The sequence below is a fragment of the Enterococcus sp. DIV0170 genome (assembly GCF_051710765.1).
GTDB lineage: Bacteria > Bacillota > Bacilli > Lactobacillales > Enterococcaceae > Enterococcus_A > Enterococcus_A raffinosus.
Map to the genome: position 1 here is coordinate 208,051 of NZ_JBIOLG010000002.1, position 25,771 is coordinate 233,821.

The window sequence follows — 25,771 nt, forward strand, 5'->3', positions numbered from 1 at the left end:
AAATCAGGTGTGGATAATACACCTGATTTTTTTTGAGGATGCAATGGTCAGATAGTAAATTTAGGGAGTTTATGCTTGCATCCGCCGAATCATTTCTTGAGTAATTTGCTCAACGATATTGATAATAGTTTTTGGAGTGCGTTGATTTCTAGGGACATCGATTGGGTAAATTTTTGCTACACGACCGGGATTTGCATCCATCAAAACGACGCGATCAGAAAGCTGTACAGCCTGCTGAACATCATGAGTAATCATAACGATGGACTTCGTAGCAATTTGGTTGCCGAGCCAGATGGCTAGTAGGTCATTGGATAGTTGACTAGCGGTAATAATGTCCAAAGCGGAGAAGGGTTCATCCAGCAATAAGAGGCTAGGCTCGATCGCCAATGCTCGAGCAAAGCCCACTCGTTGCTTCATACCGCCGGAGAGCTCGCGAGGGTAGGCCTTTTCAAAGCCCTCTAGCCCGATCATTTCAATCAGATTACCCACGCGTTTTTTGATTTGTTCCCGTGATAGTTCCTCGCGATTCTCTAGCCCAAAGCTGATATTTTTCTCTACGGTTAACCAAGGAAAAAGTGCGAAATGCTGGAATACCATACTGATGTTGGCATCTGGCTCAGTGAGTATTTTATTTTCAAAGGTGATTTCGCCCTTCGTTGGTTGGAGCAGTCCGGCAATGCTTCTCAATAGAGTGGACTTTCCAGTCCCTGATTGTCCAATGATACTCACAAATTCGTTGGTTTTAACAGTCAAATCAATATTTTCTAAAACCTTTAAATGCTCTTTATGTCCTTCAATTTCAAATTCTTTGCAAACGGATTTTACGTTTAATAATTCAATATTTTCCATGCTTTTATTTCGTATACTGGAAAATCCAGTCCCAGTATACTTCTCCTTCCGATTAAACTTTTATGCATACTTGTACGCATCAGTAATGAAATTTTTCTTTTGCGACACGATACAAAGGTTGCCAAACAAAGGCGATACAAAGCCCTACCACAAAGCACATTGCCAATGTACCTAGAGCCGATTTGTCCTTGATACCGTCGTTCACCGAAATGTATTGGCCCAACCCAGTCACATTGATAGATTTTTTCCCCCATTGAATACTTTCAGCAGCAATATCTGCGTTCCAAGCAGCGCCGGCAGCATTAATAATCGCGGTGATAATGTAAGGTAAGATCGAGGGGATGAGATATTTCACCCACCAATGCCATTTCGATAATTTGAAAATTTTTGTCACGTCTCGAATATCATCTGGAATTGCTAAGTATCCAGCAATCACGTTAAAGAAGTAATACCATTGACACCCGACCATTATCAAAGGCAGAATCCACCATTCCAATTTATCAAACCCCATGCTTATAAAGATAACAATAAAGGGCGTATAAACATTAGAAGGAATCGAACCTAAAATTTGCCCAATAGGTTGCACGATATTTAACCGACGATTGTCACTAGCTACCCAAATAGCCAGAGGGGTAAAAATCAGTCCAGCTACAATCATTGCTAAGGTTACACGTAAGGTGGTGTAAAGTGTTAAACGTGGAATCATTCCGAAATCCTGATGAGGCAAAAAATGATACAGCTTGATAGAGCAGACAATGATTAAGACCCCCAGCCCGATATACCACAAGGTTTTAAAGAAATTCCGCAGTTTAGCGATTCGTTTATAGAGTCGATCAAGCTTCAAAAAATACCAAATTTTCGGTAGTTGATAGATCCAAAATTGACTAAATAGTGAAAAAATATGAGAACAATAGTGCGTCAATGTGGCCTCTTTGAGCAAACGATAAATAATAGATCTTGGCGGGATAGTACTTTCAACATCTGTCTCATACTTAAAGTAATAGGTTGCGCGAACCAATGGTTGAAAAACTAGAAAGTTCAGAATGATAACATTCAGCAGTAAGGCTAAGCCAGCCCACAAGCATGCTTTAAAATCAGCACGGTCCAACGCGATTTGAATATAGGAGCCAATTCCCGGCAAAAAAAGTGTCGTGTCTTTCGGAAGAGCAACAGAAGCTTGTTCACTGGCCACCAAGGCGAACCAAGCCGCCGTTTGGGAGATAATCACGTTCCACAGCAATCCTGGAATCGCGTAGACAAATTCTAATCGCCAAAATTTTTCCCAAGGGTTGTATTTGAACTGATCTGTGACATTCGATAAATCAGAAGGAATGACCTCCATGATTTGGTAAAGGGTCAACATGATGTTCCAAGCTTGTCCGGTAAAGATCGCGAAGATCGCCACACATTCGGCACCTAAGACATTTCCAGGGAAAAGCCCTAGCAACCAAGCGGTGGTGAAAGTCAAGAAGCCAAGTAGTGGAACGGACTCTAAAAAATTGACCATCGGTAAAATAATCCGTCTAGCGGTTTTATATCTTACCGCTAGAACACCGAACACAAAGGAGAAAAGAAATGACCAAATCATCCCGATGATCATTCGAAACATCGTTCGAATGGAAAAATAGAGCAGGTTTGAGATGGCTAAGAAATCGTGTGTTTTACTAGGGGTCGATAAAACCTCTTCTGAGGGTAGAGAATCTAGCGGTCGATTCATTTTTATTAAGGAAAAGACCAAAATAAATGCGAATAACGCTAAGATTATCACAAATGTCAGATTTCCAATGCTTTTCTTTAGCGTGGTATTCTTTTGAGATGGAGCGTGTAAAACTTTCAATGTAAAAAACCTCCTAAATAATCATATTAAGGAGGTCACCGAATAACTAATTTTATCAGGAAATCACGTTCATTGAGCTTTGGCTTTCTGAGACGTAAGAAAAGTTTCTAGTTATCTTGAGAAAGCCTTCATTCGACAATCCCTGCTTTACTCGTTACTGTCTCTCGACATTTCCGAGCGATAACCTATGTTCTTCAGAGTAACCTCACCTAATATGATTTTTATTTTATTGTGCAAACCCATCATACTCGTGAAAAAGGGGAAAGCAATCGAGAAAAGCTTATTGATGAATAAGCAGCAAGAGTGAGCTATTGGGAACAAAGGGTTTCTACACCTTTTCGTTTATTAAGGAATCGCATTCCAGATTCATGAAAGACGTTTTCCTTCAAATTTCAGAAAAAAAGCGATCAAACGTTAACCTCTGTTAAAGAATATCTGTTATTTAATGTTCTTTCTTGATTGTTTGGCCTATAGAGGAGCAAAATTAGGTTGACCTAAAATACTACATGTTTGGATGTGAAAAAATGTCAATCGAAAAATTAGAGTATTTCTATATTATCGCTAAATATAGCAGTCTTTCTAAAGCTTCTCAGGAACTCTATGTAGGAGTTTCTTCATTAAGCTCAGCATTGAAAAGTCTCGAAAACGAACTCGGCTATGATCTATTTCTTCGTCAAGGAAAGAAATTGATTTTAAGTGAAAAAGGAGAGAAAATCCTCCCTGTAGTCAAACGTATCATTGATGAAGCTAAGAAAATTCAATTTCCGCTCTATCAAATGATTGATCGACCAATCTTTAAAGTAGGCATCAGCGAATCTATTTTTATTTTTGAAGCTGGAGAATGTGCATGCAAAGAGGTGGATTACACGATTCGTTATGTGAATGCTGCTCCATTAGAGTTATTCAATCAATTAAAAAACAGGGAAGTAGATTTGGTGATTACTAGCAGTTTGGTGGAAGATCCTCAATTTGAGCGAATGGAATTGATTCGCTCAAAAGTAGTTTTGGCCGCAAATACCTCCCTAGTAAAAAATGAATTGAATCAAGCTGACGCCAAAGATCTAGAAAAAATACCCTTTATCGTTTTGAGCGATCACCTTGGCCATCAGCAATTAACACAACGGACAGCGGACTTCTTCAGTATTACACCTGAGTATCTCTATTGCCCGGACAGTTTGGGGATTCATAAGTGGTTGAAGGAGAAAAAAGGGGTGTTCGTGATTCATGCGATTGAAAAAGAATTGTTATCAAGGGAATCGATTCACTTCCTGTCATTGCCCAATGGATTAAACTTAGAGTTCTATTTATACAAAAATAAAACAAGCGCTCCTGCTTTTGACATTGAAGAAGTAGAAAACGACTTAAAGCAGATATTCAAAGAAATTGAGATGAAAGAAAACAGGATTACACATTTCTTCTAAAATATGCATGAATAGGTGATCAATAATTATAAAAAGACTTAGGAAACATAATAGTTTATTAGTATGAAGAGTTAGGAGCTCTTTTTAAAACATGATCTTTTATAAAATTATCATCATTTAATAGGTATCGAAAAGGAATTATATGAATAATTCCCAAAAAAGAGTGTTTTAAGAAATGTTTTTTAATTCAAATTATTCGAAAGTTTTTTCTATTTGTTTTAAAAATATAGATATATATGATCGGTAATACAATAGGTTAAATAATGCATCCTATTTAATTTACTAATTTAATAGTAGAATTCGATATCAGTGTTACCTAATTATATTTTAAGTATTTTTTAATTAGTACCACTCGTTTATTTTGCAATATCTTTTTTATTAATTTATAATTATATTACTTAAGTTATTTATTCGGAAATGAAATTTTTAAAGGGTTTATCTTTTTGTATCGTTAATAGTTATACTAAACTGTTTATGAATTAGTTATATTAATGAAACAATAGTGATTAATAGTTTTGAGGGTATTATAAGAATTATTGTGTGATTTTTTAGAAATTGTGGGTTTTCACCTACAAAAAGAATAGAAAATTTCTTATGATTTCCGAATCAAACTAGCTTAAATATAATGAATTGTTTGCAAAAAGGAGAAGGTGTAAAATGAGAAAAAAGAATTATTTAAAGCTTTTACTAATTAGTTTAATGCTAGGGGGAAATTTTTTTTCTGCTACTCTTGTTCTCGGGAAAGAACTTGATAGCCAAAGTTTAGATCAGAGGCAAGAATCTGTAGTGGAAAATAGTTCAGGTTCTTCTAAAGAAGTATCTACAGTTAATCAATCAGAATCCAATAGAAAAACAGAAAGCAGTTCACATGAAATGGATACTTCTGTTGTTAGAAGTTCTCAATCACAGGGTCAGCCTAGAATAAGGAAACAAACTTCAATGAATAGTAATGAGGCTATTGATATCAAGTTGACTGATAGTTTCTTTCCAAATGATAATTTTAGAAAAGCAATTGCAGATCAGTTGAAGGTATCAGAGGGGGCATCTATTACTGAAAAGATTCCTCAACTTATAGGACTTTCAGTGTCATCGAATATTGATAACTTTGACGGAATTCATTATTTGTCAAATCTTCAAACACTTATTCTTAACGGAGGAGTTATTAAAAGTGTAGATTTATCAAAAGCACAAATTACAAACTTTTTTCTAAATGCACCAGATATAACTGAATTAATACTTCCTGAAACGGTAAAGAATTTGTCGATTGAGCAACCTGCTCTAAACAAAGAGGTTATTACAACGAATGGACAAACTCTTCTTCCATATGTCGAAATATTTCAAAAAAATTATGATCCTACTCGTGTGATACTTGATTCAGAAGACGAAAAATTATGGGAAAAGGTACCACAAGGATTTCTATTAAGAAAACATGTTGCAGGTATACCAACGAAACTAAAATATGTTTATCAAGCAAATAGTACCAGCCGATTAACTGTTTCTATAAATATCACTAATAGTAAAAGTATTTTGTTAAATTCTGAACTGATTAAAGATCCAGGAGTATTAAAAGCACTTAAATATACACTTCAACAAGTATTAGATGGTGTGTATACGGGCGTTCCAGAAATTAGTAATTGGTTGACTCAAGGAATCATTGATGGAAACGAACCAATTACAATCGAGAATCTTGCTAGCATAAAAAGTATTGTCAATGATGAATCAGAACCATTAGTCATTAACAATTTGGATGATTTAAAGTTTCTTCCCAATTTGCAAAACGTATTTTTTAGAAATACATCAATAAAGAATGCGGATTTTTCTAGTGTAAATACTTTAAAAAATATCACAATTTCAACTGGATCTATAGGGAAAGTTCATTTAGGAGAAAACTACAATCTTAAGAATTTAACTATTGAAAAAGCTGAATTAACTGGTGAATTAGATTTAACACAATACAAAGAACTAGAAAGTGTTATTCTGAGTGGTAACTATCTTGAGAATATAATAATTGATCAAAATAGACAGTTAAAAACATTAGCTGTAGAAAATAATTTATTATCTGAGATTAACGTTAATAATAACGAAAAATTGGAGAGCCTTAATATAGAAAGCAATGTATCTATTAGCAGTTTAGATGTCTCAGCTAATCCAAAATTAATTGATTTGTTTGCTTCTTATACAGCTATTAGTGATCTCAATTTGAATGAAAATAAAAATCTTGAATTTCTAACTTTAAACCGTACAAAAATAAAAGAACTTGACTTAACAAATCAAACGAAACTGAATACACTTTTGATTGTGGATGCAGGGAAATTAGAAGAGCTAATTTATCCAAATAATACATTGAAACATATTGATATTAAAAGTAATGCCCTACCGTATTTGGATTTAGAAGAAGGTCTGTCATTCTCAAAAGCTGAGTTGTCCATTCAAACTTTTGAAAGAGAAATATCTTATGAAAATGGGAGTTGGGTATTGGATTTAGAAGCATTACTTAAGGATAAAGAAAGGATAAAAAACCTTTCACTTCGAGAAGTTCCAAAGGATATGGAAAAAGATTTGTTGTGGAGAATTGAAGGGGACAAAGCTATATTTGAAGGAGAAGGGATACCAATTAGTTTTGGGTATAATTATAGAATTGCTCAAGATCAGGATAATTTAATGGGCGTAAACGTATTTGTAAAAGCATCGAAAAAACAAGTGAATTTCGAACTTAATGGCGGGGTAGGAGATGCTGAACCTCAACAGGTCTGGCCCGGTGAATTCATTCAACAGCCTGATGAACCTAAAAAAGAGGGCCATGTTTTTGAAGGTTGGTATTTAGAAGGTGCTGCATGGGATTTTACAAAAGATAAAATGATTGGGGAAGATATCACACTTACAGCTAAATGGAAGGAAAGCGCCCCTAAAAGTCAGAATTTTGTAGTTTCGTTTGAAAGTAATGGAGGATCATTAATTCCAAATCAAGTAGTGGAAGAAGGAAAGCATGTTACTGAGCCGAAACAGCCTGAGAAAAATGGTTATGAATTTGTTGGTTGGTACCGAGATAAAAATTTAAATGATTTATGGGATTTTAAGACTCCTGTCACGAGTAATCAAACTCTCTATGCAAAATGGAAGGAAAAATCAGCTTTAAAAATTGATGAATCCACAAAAAGCAATAGTCCGAATAATTTGATATCATCCAAGACGACTATACCAGTAAGTAAAAGTCAACTGAATGCAAAGAAGAGTTATCCTAAAACAAGCGATAGCACAAACTATATATTGATATTTGTAGGATTTTTGTTTGTAGTGGTTACAATACGTTTAAAAATAAAAACAAATCATTACTTTAATAAGATGTGAAAAGTGGGACTTCTATTTGGAAAAAGGTTGGATGAATGAGGACACATCTTTTGAACATAAAACGAAAGATTAATCATACGATATTGAAAAAGCATTTATGATTTCAAAATTAGCAGCAGGTTCGTTACTTGTAAAAAAACCTCTTGTCTTATTCGCGTTACTTTGAATAAGATAAGAGGTTTTCTACGTTCCTTGGTAAAGTGAACACCTTATCAAGGAACAAAGCCATTTTTCGTTTTAACAGTCGGAAGCGAACCCGTCTCGGTATTTCCCGGTGTTCCAACATAAGTGTTGCCGTTATGGGAGGTGGATTCCTTCTCTTCAGAGGCTTCATCCTGAACAGAATAGTCGCTTTGATAGAGGTAATTCCCATTTGTTTGGAAGACAAAGTCCTTCTTATCTTGTTCATTCTTTTTATCTATTCCAAGACTTACTCTCAGTTCATGACTGACGTAGCGAATGCTGTCTGGGTATAGTTCCACCATACTACGCCCCTGATTACTGAAGGTTCGCCAATCAAAGGTGAGCCGTTGTTTGTCATAATCGCTGTAAGCCAAACTATTTTTCATCAGTGCTATTAGCTGATCGCCAGTAATATTGGTTTGGATATTGTTGTCAAACGAGTCAATGATTCCTGTAAGGTTTTTAACGGTATCCTTTGACTTCAATTTCTTTCCCACCGCCTGGATAATTTCTTGCTGGCGAAAGCCCCGCATGATATCGTTATCGCTGTGACGTTCTCGTGCATAGGATAAAGCCTTTGTTCCATCAACGTGCTGTTTCCCTTCATCGAAGTGGATGGCCCCTGGACCGTCTTTTGTTACACCATCAAAGGAATGCTGAACATTGATATCGATCCCGCCAATGGCATCAATAAACTGAATAAAGGATAAGAAATTAAACACGCAATAATGAGCAATCGGAATCTTCAGTAGTTTCTCTACCGTATTGACAGATGCAGTCGGCCCGCCAAAGGTATAGGCGGCTTCGATCCGCTGATTGCCATGATAGTTCTTGGCCTCAATAGGTACAAAGCTATCTCGCGGCAAACTGCAGAAGGTAAGCTTTTTCGTTTTATTATTGATGGTGATAACCATCATGGCATCCGTTCGAGTGGTGCCGAGCTTTCTTTCAATGGTGTTGTCTAAGCCCATAATCAAAAAAGCTTCACTATCTTGCTTGCTTTGTGTTTGATACTCATTTTTTATGGGGTGATAGCCGTTAGCCAGAGCTTTTTTTAAATGCTGATTGGCTAATAAGAAATAGGCGGAGACAGAGATGGTACACATTAGGATAGCCGTTAGACAAAGTAAAATTATTTTTTGCACGCGTTTCATGATAAATCTTCCTTTCAATTTAAAATTGTTTATATTAACAAAAAGGACAGCCTTCTTACACACAATAAGAAGGCTGTCCTTTCATGTCCTCTCATCGTCTGAGTTTTAGCACTATACAACGTAAAGAAAATTCTTAGCTATTTTTAGAAGAGCCTTAATTCGACCATTCGTGTTTTACACATTGGCATCTTTCGATGTTTTTGCGCAATAGCCTATGTTTGTATAGAAGCCTCACCTAACAAGATAATTAAGCTGTCAACTGAACATATAATAACGAGGAGAGATCAAATAAAACAGTTGAATCGTTTTTCTTAACAATATATTTATAAAAGACATTATTAAATAAACATTATTAAATAGGTGAAAAGCCTTTACGAAAAATCCGTAATGAGAAAGATAAAAGAACAAGAATATACAATAATATTTTTTAAAATAACGATTATTTCGTATTTAGGAAGGAGTGTTAGCGAAGGCCGTCTTTTAGGAGCGAAAAGAGTTGAAACAAATCATAAAGAAATGATTTTCACTGAAAAGGAATAGACATGGGATAACGTAACTCCTTTAAAAAAAGCCTGATACAGAAGGTCATTGTACAAATCTTCTTGTTGCGAAAACACGTCACTTGCGATATTTTAGGGTTGCCTAAAATAATTAAGAAGACGTTTTTGAAAGAAGGAATTTGATTGAATGATCCACAGCAAAGTAAACGGAGTGTGTCACACACAAAACATCATTTAGTTGAGTATGCAAATGGACCATCACTTGAAGAAATTAATGGAACCATTGAAGTTCCTAAGAACATGAATTTTTGGAGAACCTTGTTCGCCTATTCTGGACCAGGTGCCCTTGTTGCCGTCGGCTATATGGACCCCGGCAACTGGTCGACTTCAATTACTGGCGGTCAGAATTTTCAATACCTATTGATGTCAATCATTCTCATGTCCAGTTTGATCGCGATGCTTTTGCAATACATGTCTGCCAAGCTAGGGATCGTCTCTCAAATGGACTTAGCACAGGCGATTCGGGCGCGAACCAGCAAACTGTTGGGCATCGTACTCTGGCTTTTAACGGAGTTGGCCATTATGGCAACGGATATCGCAGAGGTTATTGGTGGAGCCATTGCTCTTTATCTGTTATTCCATATTCCATTATTCATTGCGGTATTCATTACCGTTTTTGATGTCTTGTTACTGCTGCTATTAACAAAAATCGGATTTAGGAAAATCGAGGCGATCGTTGTGGTGTTGATTGTCGTCATTTTCATTATTTTTGCTTATCAGGTAGCGTTGTCAAAACCAGTTTGGCGAGACGTGATCAAAGGATTGGTGCCAAGTGCAGAAGCGTTCTCTACAAATCATGCAGTCGCAGGACAAACGCCATTAACAGGAGCTCTAGGAATCATTGGCGCAACCGTCATGCCGCATAATCTTTATCTGCATTCATCCATTGTGCAAAGTCGCAAGATTAATCACGATGATCCAGAGGATATTGCCCGTACCTTGCGTTTTTCAAAATGGGACTCTAATATACAGCTGATAATGGCCTTTTTTGTCAACTCTTTGCTCCTGATTATGGGCGTAGCGGTTTTCAAAACGGGCAGTGTCAAGGATCCTTCATTTTTCGGTTTGTTTAAAGCCTTATCAGATCCCAATGTCATGAATAATGCCATTTTGGCTCACATAGCAACCTCTGGAATACTATCCATTCTTTTCGCAATTGCTTTATTGGCTTCTGGTCAAAATTCAACGATTACTGGGACGCTTACAGGACAAATTATTATGGAAGGATTCGTTCATATGCGAGTACCTATCTGGTTGCGGCGGCTAGTCACTCGATTACTGTCTGTCATTCCTGTATTAATCTGTGTGTACATGACAAGTGGAAAAAGTGAAGTGGAAGAGCACCTTGCGATTAATAATCTAATGAATAATTCACAAGTTTTTCTGGCGTTTGCTTTGCCATTTTCCATGTTGCCCTTATTGATATTTACAGACAGTCATGTAGAGATGGGAGAACGGTTCAAAAATTCTTGGCTAGTAAAGTTTCTAGGCTGGCTATCCGTTCTTGGGTTGATTTTTCTAAATATGAAGGGACTTCCAAATCAAATTGAAGGCTTTTTTGGCGATAGACCCACAAAAGAGCAGTTTAAGTTCGCGGACAATCTCGCGTATGGAATCATTGTTGCGGTTCTTCTTGTTCTTATTTGGACCATTGTTGAGCTATATAAAGGAGATAGGCGTTATGCCCAGCAATTGAGGCGGAAAAGTATGGAAAGGAGGCATGACGATGAGCTTTAGGAAGATTATGGTTGGCGTAGACGAGAGTCCAGATGCGCTAAAAGCATTTCATTTTGCTATACAGGAGGCACGTCAAGAGATGGCTGAACTAATTATTGTTTCTATTTTGGAGGAAAAAAATATCAATGTTTATCAGTCTTTAGATAAGAATTATTGGGAAAAGGAGCTAAATGATTTAAGAGGGCGAAGTGAAAAATACAAACAGGAGGCGCTCACTTCGGGTGTGGTACATGTAACCACGATCGTGAATAAAGGAAATCCCGGAGAATTGATCGTTAATAAATTTATCCCATTAAATCAGCCGGATCTGTTAGTCATTGGTTCAAAGTCAACGAGCAAAATCAGAGACTTTTTCGGAAGTCAGGCCGCTTATATGGCCAGATACGCAAAAGTCTCAACAATGATCATTCGTTAGACCGAAGGCTTTACACAAGAAGGCAAGAATTCAGAAAAAAGGTTCGCTTGTTACTAAAAACAGGCGAACCTTTCTTTTATCGCGGATCAATTTCATTTAAAGCTTTTTCCGGTACTTGATCTCTGCGAACTTCTTCGTAAGTTTCTACATGAGCACCTTTATTTGTTAGCTTCAGGTAACGATCGGTTTTTAATTCAGAGAGGCCGTTAAATTGAATCGTCCGTGTCTCTCCCTCTTTATTGGCTGCTAATTGCTGGTAGCTGGCTGTCCCATATTCATTGACGGATTGTGGTTTTGTTGTCTTTACATAGAGCTCACTTTCCTTTACTAATGGGTTTAGCTGATCCATAACCCCAGCGATCTCGCTGGATGAGTTTTTTGAGTAGAGCATCGATCCAAAGAGTAAAATGGCGATGAAGGCGATAACGCCTAATATTTTTTTGATCATAAGTAGTATGACCTTCCTTTCATTGTTGATACATATAGCGTATCAAGAAATGTTCTTTCGAAAATCGGGCGAGGGACCTATCTGAAACGAACAAAATTGTCACAACGTTAAGCTGAAAGTTGAAGGAGGAAAGGAGAGTGGTATACTCTAGATAGAAGAGAAAACGCTTTATTTTGATTGTTGGCTAGGTGCAAATGCGACTGTTGCTGATGGAACGACCTATTATAGGAGGAGAACATGAAGTTTTTTCTAGATACGGCAAATATTGAAGAAATTGAGCGGATCAATCGGCTGGGCTTGGTGGATGGTGTCACAACAAATCCAACGATTATCGCAAAAGAGGGCAGAGACTTTGAGACGGTTATCAAAGAAATCTGCGCGTTGGTTCCTGGACCAGTCAGTGCGGAGGTTACTTCGCTGGAAAGTGAAGGGATGATTCGCGAAGCGAGAGAAATAAGTCAATGGGCGAAGAATATCGTCGTTAAAATCCCGATGACTGAAGCAGGCCTACAAGCGGTCTATACCCTATCAAAAGAAGGAATCAAAACCAATGTGACGTTGATTTTTTCAGCGGCGCAGGGCTTAATGGCTGCAAAAGCCGGCGCCACTTATGTCAGTCCCTTTTTAGGACGTTTGGATGATATCGCTTCAGATGGAATCCAATTAGTCAGTGATTTACGAGATATTTTTGATATTTATGATTTTGATACAGAGATTATTGCTGCAAGTGTTCGGCATCTAGGTCACGTGGAAGAAGCGGCGTTAGCTGGGTCAGACATTGCTACGATTCCAGGCAGCCTGTTCCCGAAATTGTGGAGCCATCCCTTGACTACCAATGGCATCGCTCAATTCGAAGCTGATTGGCAGGCATTTCAATCAAAATAAAAAATCAGTGAGCAGAGTTTCTCCGCTCACTGATTTTCTTTATTTTTTACGGTTTCGACGAACCATGATAAAAGCGATAAGGGCTAAGATAATTACCCCAGCAACCGTCAACCAGGTTCTTCTTTCTTCACCGGTTTTTGGCAGGAAGCCGCCTTTGTCGTCTTTTTTGGTTGTCTCATCTTTTGCGGACGCTTTGTTTTCAGCACTTTGAGTCGTTGAGGCTGTCGTAGATTCCTCCGTGGTGCTGGTGGTTGTATTCGCAGCTGTACCATTGCGAATAGCGTCATCTTTCGAATAACGTGCGATCCAAGCGATGATGCCTGGGAAAAAGTCGCCGTCCGTACCAATCATCTTTTCTTGAATTGGTGAAATGTGTTTCAGAACATTGGTTAATTCCTGATTGCTCATTTGACGAATCGGCATGAATGAGCTGTTACTTGGATAAAGCGCGGCTAAATATGCCTGCAAACTGTCAATTTGATCCGCCATTTCAATCGCGTTGGTGTAGTTACTAGGATTGTAATTTAAGATATTTTGGATTTTATCCCAAGATAGGGTGTTGTCTTTGTAAAGTGCTTGAAGAATCCGAGCATAGCCGCCAACATCTAAACCATAGGTGTCTGTGCTGATTCTAACATTTACCGTCATAGCATTTAATAATTGCTGATCGGTATAGCCGTCAACTTCACTGGGAGAAATAATACTCTTCATTGACTCGTCCTTCAGCATCTCACGAATCTTATTGGTATCCTGTTCATTCCCGATAGGGTCGCTGCTTTTTTTCACGCCCGTTTCCTTTTCAATTTGATCAACGGTTTTATCCTGTGCTTTCTGAACATCTTTCGTTTCACTGTTTTCTGTGCCGCTAGCCATAGTTGCATCAGCTGGAGCACTTGAGTCAACCACAGTATTGTCGGCGCTTTGATCTTGGATGGGTGCTGATTGTTCGGTTGAAGCTACAGCCGCATTGTCTGATACAGTGGAGCTTTCAGTTTCTGCATAGGCACTGATGGGGAATAGAACGAGTAATGATAAAGCTACTAATGTTTTTTTCAAAAATCTCACTCCTTTAATGATGTGAACTCATTTCTTATGCGATACTCAACCACTCACTTCTGAGCATATTGGAGTTGAAGAATATCTTTAATTATTTCGTAACAATATTGTAACATAAGAAATGTATCTGTAAAGTAAAAGTGTGAATTTTCTTTCAAAAATTATTTTGGTGCCTGATACCCTGCCTTTTTTGCCTCCTCAATGGTTTTGAACCATGCCTTGGGATTTGTGGTATTGTCGTAATATTTACTACCTGGCAGATGATAGACGCCGCTTTTTGAGCCTTTGATCAATCCTTTTCCGTTACCATCGACATATTCCTTGCTTGAAGATGGGGCAGAGGACGAAGTATGGGTGCTTACTGTTTTTGCAAGGGTACTGGTTCCGTCCGCATAGTTCAAGGTGACGCCCTCTTGGACATTAAAGATGTACACGTTAAAATGAATCGCGTCACTGCCAACTGATTGCGCCATCATATGAACGCCACGAGCAAGTAATTCATCTCCACGGAACACGGGAACAACCGAGTAACGGACATAATTTTTCGTACTTTTCTCGAGGTAATATTTGATATCCATTTCAAACCGCAGCATTTCCGGACTATTTAACTGGCGAGTGCCAGTAATCAAGTTTTTCCAGTTGGCATTTTCTCCGCTTAGCTGATAACCGATCAGGTGAGAACGATTGTACAAATATTGGCCATTGATTTTTTTGCTGTGCCATCCAGTAGGCGTCACACTGGAAATTTCTCCCCGTTTTTCTGTTGGCATCAGCTTTTTATTCAACAATGCTTCCGCAGCTGTTGCTCGATTCAAAGAATCTAAATCTCCGTATTTTTCCCAAGGACCCTTTTCAGTGGAAAGGTCTTCTTTGGAAAATGTTGGCTTATTTTGGTTAATCTCAATGGTTTGAGTGCCTTCGTATTCAAGTTTGGCTAAATCCCCCTGCCCAGAGATTACATGTGTTTGAGAGGCAGTAGGTGACGTTGTTTTTGTATCTTGAAACTGATCTTTTACGCTATACACAGCGAAACTAGCTGCCGCAATCACGATTGCAGCAACTAGTTTAGTTTTCTTTGACAAGGGAATTGCTCCTATTCTTTTACTATCTTTGTGTTGCTCGATTTATTCTGGTGCACCGATAATCTTGATATATTCATCAGGATTCATGATCTCAAAGTGCTTGGCAACAAGCTGATTTCGTTTGTTGCGGCGACCTTCGATATGAATTCTATATTTATTTTCCGGCAGACGGAAAACGTAGCTTGATAAATAGCGGTCTTTGATCAAGACCTCTGTTTTGTTCTCGCCATCACTCATAATCAACAAAGACATCATGATCGGCTTTTCTTGCAGTAAAATCGTTTTTTCTAATAAGCCGCGATATTCTTCCAAAAAATCACTTCCTTTTTTATAAAAATCTATAGCTTGATTTTAGCATTTTTAGGCAATTAATGCTTTGATAAAGAAATAGTTCGCACTTTCAAACGTATATTTGATAAGATAAAAGAAAAAAGCAGGTGAGAACATGGCAATGTGGAACCCGTGGCGAGGCTGTCGCCGCGTTAGCGAGGGCTGTAAATACTGTTTTATTCATGAAGGCGACAAAAAACGGGCGATTGATACAAGCAAGATTGAAAAATCTGCTCAATTTGATGCGCCGATCAAAAAAACGAAAAATGGCTACAAAATGAAGGGTGGACAAAAGGTTTACGTCTGCTTTTCCAGTGATTTTTTGATTGAAGAAGCGGATCCGTGGCGTGAAGAGTGCTGGCAGATGATCAAAGAACGGAAAGATTTAGAGTTCATTTTCTTAACGAAGCGCATTGAACGGTTAATGGACGTGGTTCCTGAGGATTGGGGCGATGGCTATGACAATGTGACCATCGGTGTATCTGTAGAAAACCAGACGCGCGCAAATCAACGATTGTCCTTGCTGCAGCAGCTGCCGATTAAGCATAAAAATATTATCTGCCAACCTTTGATTGAAGAAGTGACCATCAATGATTATCTCGACGATGTGGAATTAGTGGTCGCAGGCGGAGAGTACCATAGAAATGCTCGACCCTTGAATTATGATTGGATTTTGAAGGTGAGGGAGGAAGCCATTACACGGAACATTCCCTTTGAATTTCGTCAATGCGGCACCCATTTCATCAAGGATGGAAACGACTACAAATTAACTTATCGCCAACTTTTCTCACAAGCGAAAAAGGCTGATATTAATTGGTATCCAAGCAAATAAAAAAACAGAAATCCTGTTAAATAGGGATTTCTGTTTTTTATTAGTCCGATAGATCTTCATCTAATTCTTTAGCAGCCAGTGCAACACGTTTATTGCCTTTGTGTAGTTCAACGACTGTCCATACTAGCAGAGCCAATACTGCGGCAATCAAAACATAAGCAATGGTATCGGCAGTTGCGAGTTCCATTGCGGTGGCATTGTCACCGAAGAAGCCTTCGATTTGGCTAGGTAAGCCAATCAAGTTCAGATACGTCAAGCCCACCACTGAGACCCAACCGAGGAACTGAATGATTCGTTTGTTTTTAAACCGTTCGCCCATTTCGACTTTACTATTGGTCATCATTAACAACGGCAGCATGGAGAATGGGAGGGCAAAGGCCAAGAAGACCTGTGAATTATTCATTAAATTGTTCAAGGCTTCATGCTCTTCAACCACTGTATCGCCACGAGTAAGCAGCACGCAGATCAATACAGGCACAACCGATATTAGACGAGTGACCAAACGACGAAGCCAGATTGGCATCCGCATATGGACGAAGCCTTCCATGATTACTTGTCCAGTCAAGGTACCAGTAATCGTCGAGTTTTGACCTGAGGCTAGTAATGCAACAGCGAATAAGGTGGAAAGTGCGCCAGTTTTTGCGACACTCATTAAAATACCGTTGCTCATAGTAGCTGGGTTTGACAAGGCTTCATAAAGACCAAAGAATGAGGGGTCCTTGACAGTGCCTGTTTTAAAGACTGCCACCCCCATGATTAATAGGAGAGCATTGACTAAAAAGGCTAAAGACAATTGAATATTCGAATCCCAAGTGGTGAAACGAACCGCATTTGCAACATCTTCTTCATCGTCATGATCGACTTCGCGAGTTTGTGAAACCGCGGAGTGAAGATACAAATTGTGGGGCATAACCGTTGCCCCGATAATTCCTAAGGCTCCTGTTAACGGGGTTTGCCCACCAATTGCAGGATCATTGGCGAATGTTTCGCTCGTCGGGATAAAGCCCTTTAAGACATCCCCCCAGTTAGGATCAGACAAGGCCACTTGATAAATAAAAACGAAAAGAATCACAAAAATCAAACAAACAACGATTGCTTCAATCTTTCGAAAGCCGACCTTTGTCAGCAGCAGTAATAAAAAGACATCGAAAACAGTAATGAAGACAGCGATGACCAGCGGAATATTGAATAAGAGATACAAGGCAATGGCAGCTCCGATTACTTCCGCAATGTCTGTTGCCATAATCGCCAACTCAGTCAATATCCAAAGAACAAGCCCCAATGATTTACTGGTTCGCGCTCGTATCGCTTGCGCTAAGTCCATGCGAGTGACAATTCCTAGTTTAGCCGCCATATATTGCAAAAGCATCGCCACTAAACTAGAAATCAAAATAACTGACATTAAAAGGTATTGGAAGTTTTGCCCCCCGGTAATCGAGGTTGACCAGTTTCCTGGGTCCATATATCCGACAGCAACGAGTGCCCCCGGTCCTGAATAGGCGAGCAATGTCCGCCAGAAACTTTTTCCTTTCGGTACCTTGATCGTACCATTGACCTCCTCTAAAGAAAGTCCGTTTGTATGTTCTAAAATGGGATGTTTGTTTTTACTCAAAAAGCTCCCACCTTTCTATAAACTTTTCTACGAAGCAATCATACACCCAAAATCAGGAAATGAAAAGAAAAAGATTCGGCATGCCTAAAATTACGAAAAAGCATATTTCTTTTGTGAAAATCGAATGTATTTTACACTAAAAAGAAGAAACTGAGGTGGAAGCATGAAAAAATGGCAGACGCAGCTTGATGGCACTTGGACAATCAAAGGTACGACGTTTCCTATGTGGTTGTCTGAGAAAAGAAAACATCCGCGAATCACTTACAAACGAACGGAGAAAAAGACAGTAGAGCTACTTGATCTGGTGGAATATGAAGCCAACGGAAAAACGAAGCAGATTAGAGGAATCGATCGTTTAGCGGGAGATCAGTTTGTCTGGCGTGGAGTCGGTATGTTGAGATTATTAAGTAGTCATTGGAAAGTCGTAACGATGAAGGGAGATCTATTGGTCATTCGGTTTGAGAAGTCCTTGGTCACACCGGCAGGAATTGATGTGCTGATCAAAGAAGGGACGGAAGATCCAAGTTTACGTCAGCGCGTGATGGAGAATTACGAAAGTTTTGGCTTGACGTTAAAGGAATGTAAAGAACTTCAATGGTTATAAAGACAATATGAAAGGGCCTCGAAATGGGAAGCCCTTTTTTTCTTTATTCTGATAGATCGATGGCTCTAGACTGGCTGTCATACCACAGTTCTTGAGGAGAATAACGGTCTTTGCCGAATAAAAGGACTGTACCATCCTCTAAGATCTCAATTTCAGTGCCAAGCCACATCGTTGCTGGCCCACCACCGATAAGGAGCCGTCTTTTTCCTCGTCCTTTTTTTAGAGAATAGGCATCTAAGTAGTCATCAAGGTAATGAGATCTTAAGTAGCGCGTTTCTCCATTGTCAAAAGTGATCATTAGATAATTAGCGGCATTCTCTACCTTTATCGCTTTTGGAACGGGGCCTTTTGGATACTCTGGTTTTGATTCAGGGGCATTCTTTTTCATAGTCCTGTTTCCTTTCTTTGAAAAGAGGGCCTCGAGGAATGATGGCGAAGCATTCCCCAGCAGTTTATCTGTCGAGATATGGAAAAAGTCACTCAGCTGAAGCAAAGTGTCTAGGTCAGGATAGCTTTTGCCAAGCTCCCACTTGGACACGGCTTGAGGTGTAACGTGCAGATGCTCTGCTAGCTCTTTTTGGGACATTCTCTTAGCCTGTCTCAATTCTTTGATAGTTGTTCCGATCTCTACCATTAGTTTATCCTCCAAGATATACAATAGGCAATCAACCTTTGATTGAACGCGTGAAAAAAGCCCTCAACTAACAGTTGAGCCTTAGTATTACTAATTAAATAGTATCACATCCCGTTTTATCGTGGATAAAAAAACGAGGAGTTTCTCTCAAAATTTTTCTTAAATCAAATTACGAAAAAAACTCCAGCAATTCTTCCTAGAAATAGGAGCAGTTGCTGGAGCAATTCTTATAGGCTAATTTAGTAGATTATTTACTGACTGATCTCGATCACACGATCGGTCCAATCCTGATAAAAACCTTCCTCATGGGAAACGACGATAACAGTGCCGGCAAAGTTCGCCAAGCTTTCACGCAGACTATCTTTTGTGGCTTGGTCGATGTGATTGGTTGGTTCATCGAGAATCAATAAGTTACCTTTTTGCATGGTCATTTGACATAGCTTGACCTTGGTTTGTTCTCCACCACTTAAGGTGCTAAGTGGTTCCTGAGCGAGTTGATTTGGCAACCCTGCTTTTGCAAGATGCTTCCGCAATTCTTTCACGGTTTCTTTTGGGAAATGCTCGCTTAAATATTGTAGCGGTGTTTGGTACGGATTTTCCCATTGCAGGTCCTGCTCAAAATAATTAATTTTTGTATTGGCTGGAAAATGGAATTCACCCGCTATTTTAGGAATTGCTCCAATCAATGTTTTCAGTAGGGTGGACTTACCAATTCCGTTAAATCCACGAATCGCGACCTTTTCCCCAAAACGTAAAGTAATGTTGATGGGAGCCAACAGCGGTTTTAGATAGCCGATCTCAAGATCAGTAGTTTCAAGCGCTAGTGTTGTTACAATCGGCGCATAAGGAAATTCAAAGTGAGCCACCGCATTGGAAGAGGGTGGAGTCAAACGTTCCACCTTATCCAATTGCTTTTGCCGGCTTTTCGCCATTGTTGAACGTGAACCGGCCTTGTACTTGCGAATATAGGCTTCTGTTTTTTCAATCTGACGTTTTTGTGCAGCGTATTGTTTCATATAGGTTTCTTGAAATTGCTCTTTTTGTTTTAGCGCCTTCGTCAAATTGCCTGTATACTTGGTTAATTTCCCAAACTCAATGTCGGCGATATGCGTGGTAATTTGATTCAAAAAATCACGATCATGAGAAATCACCACAAAGGTACCGGCAAAATCTTGAAGAAACTGACTCAGCCATGCAACATGCTCATCATCTAAATGGTTTGTCGGCTCATCCAAGATCAATACATCTGGTTTTTCCAACAATAATTTTGCTAAAATCAGTTTTGAACGCTGTCCGCCGCTCAAGTCTTCCAGCGGGGTGTCCATACCCAAAACATCTAAGCCTAATCCGCTGCTCATTTCAGCGATCAAGGTATCAATTTGATAGAAATCTCCTTGGTCTAACTCTGTTTGTAAGCGCCCCGCTCTTTCTAACAGCTTATCATCCATAGATTCGCTGTAGGCCATGTAAAGCTCACCGATTTTTGCTTCTTTTTCAAAATCTGCCGCATAGGCAGTTTTCAAGAATTCCTTGATAGACAGGGTTGGATCAACTTCAACGTATTGGTCTAAATACCCTACATGGATATTTTTTTGCCAAGCAATGGTGCCTTCATCCGGCAACTGTTCTCCGGTAATGATTTTAATCAAGGTACTTTTTCCTGCGCCATTTTGTCCAATCAGCCCAAGGTGTTCCCCTTTATTCAAATGTAATTCTAAATCCTCATACAGGATTTTGTCGCCAAATTGTTGGGCGATGCCTGTTAAATCTAAGATACTCATGTTTCTCCTACTTTCTTACTCAAACTCTCATCTTCTAACAAAAGAAGGGGATAGTCAAGAAAAAAAGAGCCCTTTTTAAGGACTCCGGAATTTTTTTAAAGCTGGGCAGAGAATAAATAGACAATAATATCCGAAATGATATCAATCATTTGTCCAAAAAATTCCACGCTCCAGCTGATTAAGCTGATAAAAAAGTCGATTATTAATTCAATCATATCGATTCCTCACTAATTAAACAAACCAGCCACCCAATGAATGGGATGAAGGGTCAGATGCAACGTCATATGAGCCAAGAAATAACTTACTGCGAAGAATGGAAATAACATTTTTTTCATGATTTTCAACCTCCGTATTTTTTTGTTGCTTTAGTATAGCTTGAATCAAGCAGAAGAAGACATGGATTTACCTTATCATGAACGAACAATTATGTAAGACGAAGACACAAAAAAGCCCCTGCTTTCCATTCATAAGCAGAGGCTTTTAATTATAGGCTTCATTCATTGAGAGATGCGCTCCTTATGCAGATTTTTTTAAGTCATAGATCGCTTGTTCAATGGTGATTCCAGTTCCTTGTTGACCAGTAAGAGTAGAATAAACAATGAAGATGTTTTCTTCCAGATCAAATGTGACACGGTAAGGCTTTTCTTGTTCGAAAAAGGTCATGTCTTTTCCTCCTCTCCTCCTTTTATTTAATAACAGACTTACAATTAAAAGTATAACACATTAAAATATAATAATAAAAGAGTTTTGTATTCATAAATTATTTTAATTATTTAGATTTTGAACGAACAGAGTCAATAGTGAAGTCGTTGATTAGTAGAAGGTCACTTGTTGAAAGGAGGAATGGATGACAAATCAGGTGAAATCGAAAGGCTTTTTTTCAATAAAAATAGCACCTTCAATCAATTAGACCATCGCTCTAACTTTTGAAGGTGCGTTTTTAAGGTTACTATTTTATGGAATGTATGTTTTACCTAATCATATCTTTTTCATTTTCTAAGCTATAGGCTACCTGATCCGCTCGGTGTTCAGGTGTTGGATTGAGATTCCTGTGATCTCTAAGGAATTTTGTCAAGGCTGGCCAAGCATAAAAGAGGGTCATGATAACGGCCATAAGTGCTACATCATTCCAAGTTATGCTGTAACCCTTCATTGATTCACCAGTCAGATCTCCAGAGAAGATCGGTACTAAATTATTATTTAAGAAGTGCATCGCAACCACTGTCCAAATGTTATCGGTCTTCATGTAGGCATAAGCGTAAAAGATTCCCAATGCAAGACACACAACAACCTGATTGGTTACTGAAATAATGCCGTCCGCTGGCGACGTATAAAAGAAGAAATTCAATGGTAAATGCCACAACCCCCAAAGAAGTCCGAGAAGTAAAACGCCCTTAATCGAGCCATATCTTTTTTGTAAGATTGGCTGAAAGAAATAGCGCCAACCGTATTCTTCGCCAAAATAAGGGACGAATAAAAGAATATAGGAAGCCAATGTTGAAAAAAGAGCGATCCAGGTCATTGAATCTGAGAAGGTCTTGATTAATGGGTCTATCCCACCTTCAAAAAGAAAAGCGACCAGCATTCGTGCAACGTATAAAATGAGATAAAGCAGGACCATTCCTATCGTTGCTTTCCAATTTTTTCGGCTCAACCCATAAGCCGCACGTCGTTCCTTTTTGGCGATCCCTAAGCAAATCAACAATAGCAGGCCACCCACCAGCATAATGATAGTTGCTTGTTGAACAAGAGCCTTACTATCGGTAAACAACCCCATTAAGCTGAAGCCGATCATCACGACAGTCTGCAATAAATAGCAAATAAAGAAAGGTTTAGGCAAAAGCTTATTGTCTCTTCCGCCAATCATCAAGGCGATCATCGCTCCAGCAGCAGGATAGTACATATGAGTCATAGAAAATAAATCAATATTTTTCCCTTGGCTATAGCCATACCACATAAACAACCCCATAATGACAGGCATGCCAAAAGCAATTGCAGAAAAAATGGTCAACTGCTTTTTTTCATTCTGTTCATCCTCGTACATTTTTTCACTCCTTCATAAAAATTATGTTACAAAAGTAAGGATATAGGAAAAGTCATCCTTAGCGATGCATTCTTCCTAAACGGTTGATTCTTTGTCCTAAACGACGGTTATTAAGTGTCAAATATCGCTAGTTCTTGGATAAATTCACCATTTTGCTGCTTCGTCTCACTTAAGATATTGTTGTATTTTTGAACAACCTCTTGATAAATGGACAGGCCTAAACCGCGGCCGCTTCCTTTCGTAGAGACACCACGATTCCTAATTTTGGCGAGATTGACCTTTTCTTGACAGGGATTCTTCACCACAAGGGTCAATTTGTCCTCTTCTTTGTAAAAAAGAATGTCCACTCGGCGGTTTTCGTCTTCACATTGAGCCGCCTCCACTGCGTTGTCCAACAGAATACCCATGCAACGAATAAAATCATTGGTGGCCATTTTGATCTCTTCTACCGTTGTAGCGACTTCCAAGTTAAAGAAAACATCGTGTTGCTGTGCTAAAAGCATTTTAGAAAGCAGCAGTCCCTTGAGTTCTGGGGAAGCGATGCTGGTTAATTGGTTGCTCCATTTCATTTGTTCTTGAATTCCTTCATCCATGTTTAACAAGAATTTCTCAATATAGCGCTGAATTTCCTTAGTATCGCCGTCTTTTGCGTGGAGGTAAAGTCCGGTGATAAGGTTTTTATGATCATGCTGAATCGTCCGCAACTCATTTTGAATGGCTTCTAACTGCTTCATATAGGCTTGCTGCTGCAAAAGCAACAGACGCGATTGTTTAAGCTCCAATGTTTTACTTAAATTTTTTGAATAAACCGCGATTAAAAACAGACAAAGTAGGAAGCTGATCACGATAATGCCAGAAATCGCAAGACTCCAATACAGCGTATTTTTCATAGCATGCAGAAGAGAGTAAGAAGCAATTTGAATAACCGCCGCCACCCAGCAAAGCTTGATGCATAATGAGCGTTGCTCAAAAATTTCATTCAGGTAATTAGAAAAACGAGTACGCAACAAAATAGCGAAAGCCCCTAAAAGAAGAAGGGCGTCAAATAGATAAAAAAATAGTGGAGCAAACGCATTGCTGATTGGTAGAATGTCGCCGCGATTCGTAATCAAGACAATTAAAAGCAGGAAAAAGCCCGAAATCATTTCTACCAGAATGTTCAGATGCAAAATCAAAATAGAGAGCATCGTGATTTTATACAGTGGAAAATATTTAGCGTTTAAATGAATCAATAGAGACATAGCGAAAACAAAAAAGGCAGAATAGATGGAAAAGACTACTATTCGTGCTAACAACGTTAAGCTGCTGTCACTCAATAGAAAAACAAAAACGGATTGAATGATTGAAAAGCTGCCTATGGTAAACAGGTTGACCGCCCGCTGTTTCCTGCCACCAACATGTAAATTGAATACTTTTAATAAAAAGAAAAAGCTGATAAGATCTGTCACAAATAGGGGTGGAGCATGAAAGGGAATTGATTTTAGAAACAGTAAAAATTCAGTCATATGCGTATTCCTCCCTTACTCTTCCAAAAGCGCTAAAATTTCATTCTTTTTAGTACGTGAAAGCAAAACAGTATTGCCATTTGTTAATTGAATCAATTTCTTTTGTTTATTTATCCCTGAGATAAACGAACGATTAACTAGATAGGAGCGATGGGTGCGAACGAACGCTTCGCCTAGCTGCTCCTGAATATCTGCAAGCTTACCGTAAAATTCAATAAAAGCCCCTTCCGCTACGAGATTTAGAACGTGCTTTTTCGTTGAAGTTTCAAAATAGACAATGTCCTCCAGCGGGACATAAGAGGTTTCATTCATCCGCTGAACAGCGAAAAATTCTTTTTTCTCACGCTTGTCATTTTTGCAGCGTTCGTTAATATCTGCAAGGCATAAAGCAATTCTTTCCAGCATATGCTTTTCATCTTCTTTTGGGATATAATCCAACGTCTCTAGCCGATATTTGAATGTCTCAGTTAAAAGCTCCGAATGAGACGTGACATATACGATAAAACCACGAGTATCCAGTGAACGAATCTGTTTTCCTAATTCGAACCCATTCATTGTTTCATCTTTTAAATCAACATCTAGAAAATAGATGCCTTGTCTAGGATTCGATGAGAGTGCGGCTATTATTTCTTGAGGAGAGGTAGTGACGGTCTCTACTGTGAAATCGTAGTCCTCGATCATGCAAATATCGGTAATTTTTTTCTGTAAAAAAGTCAATATAGTTGGATCATCTTCACAGATGTGGATAGAGATCATAAACATCCTCCTTTTTTTAAAAGAATTTTTACAGAATACTTACAATATACACTAATTCAAATGAGAAAAATGCTCTTTTTATGAAATACTTACCATAATTATTGACGATTCATTTAAGGATTCAGTAAAAAGTACATTGTCTTTCTTGCTATACTAGAAGCATAAAAGGTTATAGGAGGAAGTGGGCATGGAACAAAAGGTAATTGAGGAATTTATTGCAGCGATGAACGAGCAAAATCTTCCGCAGATCATTGAGAAGATGGCGGAGGATTTTCAATTCATTGATACATATGGTGATCGAGAAGGAAAAGAAGCGATGAAGCTAGGCTGGAAAGGGTATTTTGAGTGGTTTCCAGACTACCGTATTGAAATTGATGATTATGCAGTGAATGAGAGATTTACGATGATAATCGGTAAGGCCAGTGGCTCTTATTTAGGAAAACCTGAGAATCATTGGGCTTTTCCCGCTGCATGGAAGGTGGAAACTAAAGGGCAGCAAATCAAAACATGGCAAGTTTTCTGTGATTCAAAAAAGCAGTTGGATTCGATGAAGGAGGATTCTGCAAAATGTAACGATTGATATATATTTTTCAGCCAGTTGCATACAAAAAAGCTAAAAATACGACCTGAAATTATTGAAAATTTCAGGTCGCATTTTTAGCTTTCGCCCCTGCCAAGGACATCTATTATAGCATAAA

22 protein-coding genes and 2 riboswitches are annotated in these 25,771 nt (G+C 38.6%); of the genes, 8 read left to right on the forward strand and 14 right to left on the reverse strand.

Features of this window, described 5'->3' with window-relative positions; all coding sequences use genetic code 11:
• Positions 1-69: 69 nt before the first annotated feature.
• Positions 70-849 carry an ABC transporter ATP-binding protein gene (locus IGI50_RS16670; protein ID WP_338289522.1) on the reverse strand — a complete coding sequence of 260 codons (780 nt, stop codon included), beginning with the start codon at positions 847-849 and terminating at the stop codon, positions 70-72.
• Positions 850-928: 79 nt separating this feature from the next.
• Positions 929-2,686, reverse strand: a complete 1,758-nt coding sequence (locus IGI50_RS16675; protein ID WP_438777741.1) for an ABC transporter permease subunit — start codon at positions 2,684-2,686, stop codon at positions 929-931.
• A 57-nt stretch (positions 2,687-2,743) separates the two neighbouring features.
• Positions 2,744-2,910, reverse strand: a riboswitch (M-box (ykoK) riboswitch).
• Positions 2,911-3,210: 300 nt separating this feature from the next.
• Here IGI50_RS16675 and IGI50_RS16680 point away from each other — a divergent pair.
• Together IGI50_RS16680 and IGI50_RS16685 are read left to right on the forward strand one after the other, a co-directional pair.
• Positions 3,211-4,107 carry a LysR family transcriptional regulator gene (locus IGI50_RS16680; protein ID WP_438777742.1) on the forward strand — a complete coding sequence of 299 codons (897 nt, stop codon included), beginning with the start codon at positions 3,211-3,213 and terminating at the stop codon, positions 4,105-4,107.
• Positions 4,108-4,764: 657 nt separating this feature from the next.
• Complete coding sequence (locus tag IGI50_RS16685; RefSeq protein WP_438777743.1) at positions 4,765-7,455, forward strand: InlB B-repeat-containing protein; 2,691 nt, start codon at positions 4,765-4,767, stop codon at positions 7,453-7,455.
• Positions 7,456-7,667: 212 nt separating this feature from the next.
• On the opposite strand, the gene IGI50_RS16690 is transcribed toward IGI50_RS16685, so the two are convergent.
• Positions 7,668-8,792 (reverse strand): LCP family protein, encoded by a 1,125-nt coding sequence (locus tag IGI50_RS16690; RefSeq protein WP_438777745.1) that lies wholly within the window; start codon positions 8,790-8,792, stop codon positions 7,668-7,670.
• An 83-nt stretch (positions 8,793-8,875) separates the two neighbouring features.
• Positions 8,876-9,042: riboswitch (M-box (ykoK) riboswitch) on the reverse strand.
• A 463-nt stretch (positions 9,043-9,505) separates the two neighbouring features.
• Here IGI50_RS16690 and IGI50_RS16695 point away from each other — a divergent pair.
• Complete coding sequence (locus IGI50_RS16695; protein ID WP_438778430.1) at positions 9,506-11,089, forward strand: Nramp family divalent metal transporter; 1,584 nt, start codon at positions 9,506-9,508, stop codon at positions 11,087-11,089.
• Positions 11,079-11,504: a universal stress protein gene (locus IGI50_RS16700; RefSeq protein WP_438777746.1), complete on the forward strand. Its 426-nt coding sequence runs from the start codon at positions 11,079-11,081 to the stop codon at positions 11,502-11,504. The genes IGI50_RS16695 and IGI50_RS16700 overlap by 11 nt, the downstream gene beginning before the upstream one ends.
• Positions 11,505-11,580: 76 nt before the next feature.
• On the opposite strand, the gene IGI50_RS16705 is transcribed toward IGI50_RS16700, so the two are convergent.
• Positions 11,581-11,952 (reverse strand): YxeA family protein, encoded by a 372-nt coding sequence (locus IGI50_RS16705; protein WP_438777747.1) that lies wholly within the window; start codon positions 11,950-11,952, stop codon positions 11,581-11,583.
• 237 nt (positions 11,953-12,189) lie between these two features.
• Here IGI50_RS16705 and fsa point away from each other — a divergent pair, with 237 nt between their 5' ends.
• Positions 12,190-12,837: a fructose-6-phosphate aldolase gene (gene fsa / locus IGI50_RS16710; protein WP_010743763.1), complete on the forward strand. Its 648-nt coding sequence runs from the start codon at positions 12,190-12,192 to the stop codon at positions 12,835-12,837.
• Positions 12,838-12,876: 39 nt separating this feature from the next.
• On the opposite strand, the gene IGI50_RS16715 is transcribed toward fsa, so the two are convergent.
• The 3 genes from IGI50_RS16715 to IGI50_RS16725 all read right to left on the reverse strand — a co-directional run bounded on the left by IGI50_RS16715 (position 12,877) and on the right by IGI50_RS16725 (position 15,287).
• Positions 12,877-13,893, reverse strand: a complete 1,017-nt coding sequence (locus IGI50_RS16715; protein WP_438777748.1) for an LPXTG cell wall anchor domain-containing protein — start codon at positions 13,891-13,893, stop codon at positions 12,877-12,879.
• Positions 13,894-14,054: 161 nt separating this feature from the next.
• Positions 14,055-14,975: a DNA/RNA non-specific endonuclease gene (locus tag IGI50_RS16720; protein ID WP_438777749.1), complete on the reverse strand. Its 921-nt coding sequence runs from the start codon at positions 14,973-14,975 to the stop codon at positions 14,055-14,057.
• A 42-nt stretch (positions 14,976-15,017) separates the two neighbouring features.
• Positions 15,018-15,287 carry a hypothetical protein gene (locus tag IGI50_RS16725; RefSeq protein ID WP_010743760.1) on the reverse strand — a complete coding sequence of 90 codons (270 nt, stop codon included), beginning with the start codon at positions 15,285-15,287 and terminating at the stop codon, positions 15,018-15,020.
• 133 nt (positions 15,288-15,420) lie between these two features.
• Here IGI50_RS16725 and IGI50_RS16730 point away from each other — a divergent pair, with 133 nt between their 5' ends.
• The gene (locus tag IGI50_RS16730) at positions 15,421-16,137 is read left to right on the forward strand and encodes a DUF5131 family protein (RefSeq protein ID WP_438777750.1); all 717 of its coding nucleotides are present in this window, start codon (positions 15,421-15,423) and stop codon (positions 16,135-16,137) included.
• Positions 16,138-16,177: 40 nt separating this feature from the next.
• Here the strand turns inward: IGI50_RS16730 and IGI50_RS16735 are convergent, their stop codons facing one another.
• Entirely contained in the window at positions 16,178-17,749 is a 1,572-nt protein-coding gene (locus tag IGI50_RS16735) for an Nramp family divalent metal transporter (RefSeq protein WP_438777751.1), read from the reverse strand.
• 163 nt (positions 17,750-17,912) lie between these two features.
• Here IGI50_RS16735 and IGI50_RS16740 point away from each other — a divergent pair, with 163 nt between their 5' ends.
• Positions 17,913-18,353 carry a hypothetical protein gene (locus tag IGI50_RS16740; RefSeq protein ID WP_338289548.1) on the forward strand — a complete coding sequence of 147 codons (441 nt, stop codon included), beginning with the start codon at positions 17,913-17,915 and terminating at the stop codon, positions 18,351-18,353.
• Between the two features lie 43 nt (positions 18,354-18,396).
• On the opposite strand, the gene IGI50_RS16745 is transcribed toward IGI50_RS16740, so the two are convergent.
• From IGI50_RS16745 to IGI50_RS16770, 6 genes are all read right to left on the reverse strand, one after another.
• Entirely contained in the window at positions 18,397-18,987 is a 591-nt protein-coding gene (locus tag IGI50_RS16745) for a helix-turn-helix domain-containing protein (RefSeq protein ID WP_438777752.1), read from the reverse strand.
• A gap of 251 nt (positions 18,988-19,238) precedes the next feature.
• A complete protein-coding gene (locus tag IGI50_RS16750) occupies positions 19,239-20,768 on the reverse strand; it encodes an ABC-F family ATP-binding cassette domain-containing protein (RefSeq protein ID WP_438777754.1) in 1,530 nt (509 codons plus the stop codon).
• A gap of 516 nt (positions 20,769-21,284) precedes the next feature.
• Complete coding sequence (locus tag IGI50_RS16755) at positions 21,285-21,431, reverse strand: hypothetical protein (RefSeq protein ID WP_010743752.1); 147 nt, start codon at positions 21,429-21,431, stop codon at positions 21,285-21,287.
• Between the two features lie 307 nt (positions 21,432-21,738).
• Complete coding sequence (locus IGI50_RS16760) at positions 21,739-22,812, reverse strand: CPBP family intramembrane glutamic endopeptidase (RefSeq protein ID WP_438777756.1); 1,074 nt, start codon at positions 22,810-22,812, stop codon at positions 21,739-21,741.
• 110 nt (positions 22,813-22,922) lie between these two features.
• Positions 22,923-24,317 (reverse strand): sensor histidine kinase, encoded by a 1,395-nt coding sequence (locus tag IGI50_RS16765; RefSeq protein ID WP_438777757.1) that lies wholly within the window; start codon positions 24,315-24,317, stop codon positions 22,923-22,925.
• Between the two features lie 15 nt (positions 24,318-24,332).
• Positions 24,333-25,073, reverse strand: a complete 741-nt coding sequence (locus IGI50_RS16770) for a LytR/AlgR family response regulator transcription factor (RefSeq protein WP_438777758.1) — start codon at positions 25,071-25,073, stop codon at positions 24,333-24,335.
• A 187-nt stretch (positions 25,074-25,260) separates the two neighbouring features.
• On the opposite strand from IGI50_RS16770, the gene IGI50_RS16775 reads away from it, so the two are divergent.
• Complete coding sequence (locus IGI50_RS16775) at positions 25,261-25,653, forward strand: nuclear transport factor 2 family protein (protein WP_438777760.1); 393 nt, start codon at positions 25,261-25,263, stop codon at positions 25,651-25,653.
• The last annotated feature ends 118 nt before the right edge of the window (positions 25,654-25,771 follow it).

Bases quoted from the DNA above. Each gene is read 5' to 3' on its own strand.
- IGI50_RS16740 (WP_338289548.1), top strand. From the start codon at position 17,913: ATGAAAAAATGGCAGACGCAGCTTGATGGCACTTGGACAATCAAAGGT.
- IGI50_RS16765 (WP_438777757.1), bottom strand. From the start codon at position 24,317: ATGACTGAATTTTTACTGTTTCTAAAATCAATTCCCTTTCATGCTCCA.
- IGI50_RS16755 (WP_010743752.1), bottom strand. From the start codon at position 21,431: ATGACCTTTTTCGAACAAGAAAAGCCTTACCGTGTCACATTTGATCTG.
- IGI50_RS16775 (WP_438777760.1), top strand. From the start codon at position 25,261: ATGGAACAAAAGGTAATTGAGGAATTTATTGCAGCGATGAACGAGCAA.
- IGI50_RS16685 (WP_438777743.1), top strand. From the start codon at position 4,765: ATGAGAAAAAAGAATTATTTAAAGCTTTTACTAATTAGTTTAATGCTA.
- IGI50_RS16670 (WP_338289522.1), bottom strand. From the start codon at position 849: ATGGAAAATATTGAATTATTAAACGTAAAATCCGTTTGCAAAGAATTT.
- IGI50_RS16690 (WP_438777745.1), bottom strand. From the start codon at position 8,792: ATGAAACGCGTGCAAAAAATAATTTTACTTTGTCTAACGGCTATCCTA.
- IGI50_RS16730 (WP_438777750.1), top strand. From the start codon at position 15,421: ATGGCAATGTGGAACCCGTGGCGAGGCTGTCGCCGCGTTAGCGAGGGC.
- IGI50_RS16750 (WP_438777754.1), bottom strand. From the start codon at position 20,768: ATGAGTATCTTAGATTTAACAGGCATCGCCCAACAATTTGGCGACAAA.
- IGI50_RS16705 (WP_438777747.1), bottom strand. From the start codon at position 11,952: ATGATCAAAAAAATATTAGGCGTTATCGCCTTCATCGCCATTTTACTC.
- IGI50_RS16770 (WP_438777758.1), bottom strand. From the start codon at position 25,073: ATGATCTCTATCCACATCTGTGAAGATGATCCAACTATATTGACTTTT.
- IGI50_RS16760 (WP_438777756.1), bottom strand. From the start codon at position 22,812: ATGTACGAGGATGAACAGAATGAAAAAAAGCAGTTGACCATTTTTTCT.
- fsa (WP_010743763.1), top strand. From the start codon at position 12,190: ATGAAGTTTTTTCTAGATACGGCAAATATTGAAGAAATTGAGCGGATC.
- IGI50_RS16680 (WP_438777742.1), top strand. From the start codon at position 3,211: ATGTCAATCGAAAAATTAGAGTATTTCTATATTATCGCTAAATATAGC.
- IGI50_RS16700 (WP_438777746.1), top strand. From the start codon at position 11,079: ATGAGCTTTAGGAAGATTATGGTTGGCGTAGACGAGAGTCCAGATGCG.
- IGI50_RS16745 (WP_438777752.1), bottom strand. From the start codon at position 18,987: ATGGTAGAGATCGGAACAACTATCAAAGAATTGAGACAGGCTAAGAGA.